At 74.6% G+C, this 2,122-nt stretch carries 2 protein-coding genes and 1 pseudogene; 1 reads left to right on the top strand and 2 read right to left on the bottom strand.

All coding sequences use genetic code 11. From position 1 onward, the window contains the following. Both AC2VNT_RS17120 and AC2VNT_RS17115 read right to left on the bottom strand, forming a co-directional pair. A partial coding sequence (locus AC2VNT_RS17120) for a universal stress protein (RefSeq protein WP_486947991.1) occupies window positions 1–240 on the bottom strand: 240 nt, incomplete at its 3' end. 18 nt (window positions 241–258) lie between these two features. Next, window positions 259–831: pseudogene (locus tag AC2VNT_RS17115) on the bottom strand (universal stress protein); the annotation flags it as partial. A 59-nt stretch (window positions 832–890) separates the two neighbouring features. On the opposite strand from AC2VNT_RS17115, the gene AC2VNT_RS17110 reads away from it, so the two are divergent. After that, window positions 891–2,096: a M20 family metallopeptidase gene (locus AC2VNT_RS17110; protein WP_486947990.1), complete on the top strand. Its 1,206-nt coding sequence runs from the start codon at window positions 891–893 to the stop codon at window positions 2,094–2,096. Window positions 2,097–2,122: the final 26 nt, after the last annotated feature.

Here is a 2,122-nt window from a genome sequence, read left to right as displayed (position 1 = left end):
CCGGGCGGCGCGGGCGTGGTGTTGTTCCGCCTGCGCGGGTTTTGGGTGCGGGGGCGTGGCCCCCGCCGCCCGCGCCGCCACCGGCCCGCCGAGGGCGATCAGGTCCATCGACGGCGTGTTGATGGCGTTGACCAGGGTGAGGCCGATGTTGCGCATCGTCGCCGCGTGCGCCGCCCAGCGCGCCGCCGCGGACGACGCCGACGATCCGTCGACGCCGACGACGATTCCGTGCTGTGTCACCTGGCTCCCCTTCCGTCAGTGCCGCGCGAATTGGTCGACGCCGCGCCGCGACGCCTCGTCGAAGGCGATCGCGGTGGCCAGGTCCGACGCCGGGGACGCGTCGATGCCGACCAGCACCGGCGCCGTGGCCGGGGCGGGCATCGGCGGATCGGCGTCGTGGATCACCGCGACCGGGCAGTGCGCGTGCCGGATCAGGCTGGAGCTCACCGAACCGAGCAGGGTGCGCGCCAGCGCCCCGCGGCCACGCGGCCCGACGACGACCAGGTCGGCCTCGTTGGACAGCTTGAGCAGCGCCGGAACGACCGCCGAGACGAGCACCTGGGTCTCGATCCGGGCCGGCCCGCCGTCCGGGGTGCTGTCCCGGGCGACGGCGACCGCGTCGTCGATGATGCGTGCGGCCTGTTCCTGCTGCCGGCGCGACAGGCCGGCCGGCAGCGGCTGCGGCAGGTTGACCCGGCGGACCGCGTGAACGACGGTGAGCCTGCCGTTGCGCATCGCCGCCGCGCGCGCCGCCCAGTTGACCGCGCAGTTGGCGGCCGGCGATCCGTCGACGCCCACCACGACGTCGCCGTGTCCCAGCCCGGCGGGCATCCGACCACCTCCCACCCACCAACAGTAGAAGCACCGCCGCGCGGTGGGATACTTCGAGCATGCCCGCAGCCACCGCAGCCGACCGCGCCGAGTCGTGGCTGGCGGCCAACCGGGACGAGCTGGTCGGCTGGCGGCGGCACCTGCACGCGCACCCCGAACTGGGCCGCCAGGAGTACGCCACCACCCAGTTCGTCGCCGAACGGCTGGCCGACGCCGGGCTCAACCCCAAGGCGCTGCCCGCCGGGACCGGACTGACCTGCGACTTCGGCCCGGAGGACAAGCCGAGGATCGCGCTGCGGGCCGACATCGACGCGCTGCCGATGACCGAGCAGACCGGGCTGCCCTACGCCTCCACGGTGCCGGGCGTGACGCACGCCTGCGGACACGACGGGCACACCGCGATCCTGCTCGGCACCGCGCTGGCATTGGCATCGTCGCCGGAGCTGCCGGTCGCGGTGCGGCTGATCTTCCAGGCCGCCGAGGAGCTGATGCCCGGCGGGGCGATCGACGCCATCGCCGCCGGGGCGCTGTCCGGGGTGAGCCGGATCTTCGCCGTGCACTGCGACCCCCGGCTGGCGGTGGGCCGGGTGGCGACCATCCCCGGACCGATCACCTCGGCGGCCGACACCATCGAGATCGAGCTGACCTCGCCCGGCGGGCACACCTCGCGGCCGCATCTCACCGGCGACCTGGTCTACGGGCTGGGCACGCTGATCACCGGGCTGCCCGGAGTGCTGTCCCGGCGGATCGACCCGCGCAACAGCACCGTCATGGTGTGGGGCGCGGTGAACGCCGGCGCGGCGCCGAACGCCATCCCGCAGCGCGGGGTGCTGGCCGGAACCGTGCGGACCGCCAGCCGGGAGACCTGGGTGGAGATGGAGGCCGTCGTCGACCAGGCCGTCGCCGCGCTGCTGGCGCCGCTGAACGTCGAGCACACCCTGCGCTACCGGCGCGGGGTGCCGCCGGTGGTCAACGAGGAGGTCTCCACCCGGATTCTCACCCACGCGATCGAGGCGATCGGGCCGGAGGTGCTGGCCGACACCCGGCAGTCCGGCGGCGGCGAGGACTTCTCCTGGTACCTCGAGGAGGTGCCCGGGGCGATGGCCCGGCTCGGTGTCTGGCCGGGCCACGGGCCACAGCTCGACCTGCACCAGCCGACCTTCGACCTGGACGAGCGGGCGCTGCCGGTCGGGGTGCGGGTGTTGGCCAACATCGTCGACCAGGCCGCCCGGTTCGAGCCGGACCGAGGCCCGGAACGGGGCTAGGGCGGTCCACGCCCCAAGACCGTCCG

This window comes from Mycobacterium sp. TH-M15 (genome assembly GCF_057473705.1).
Note: the sequence above shows the minus strand (reverse complement) of the source record. Positions and strands in the feature narration are given on the sequence as shown.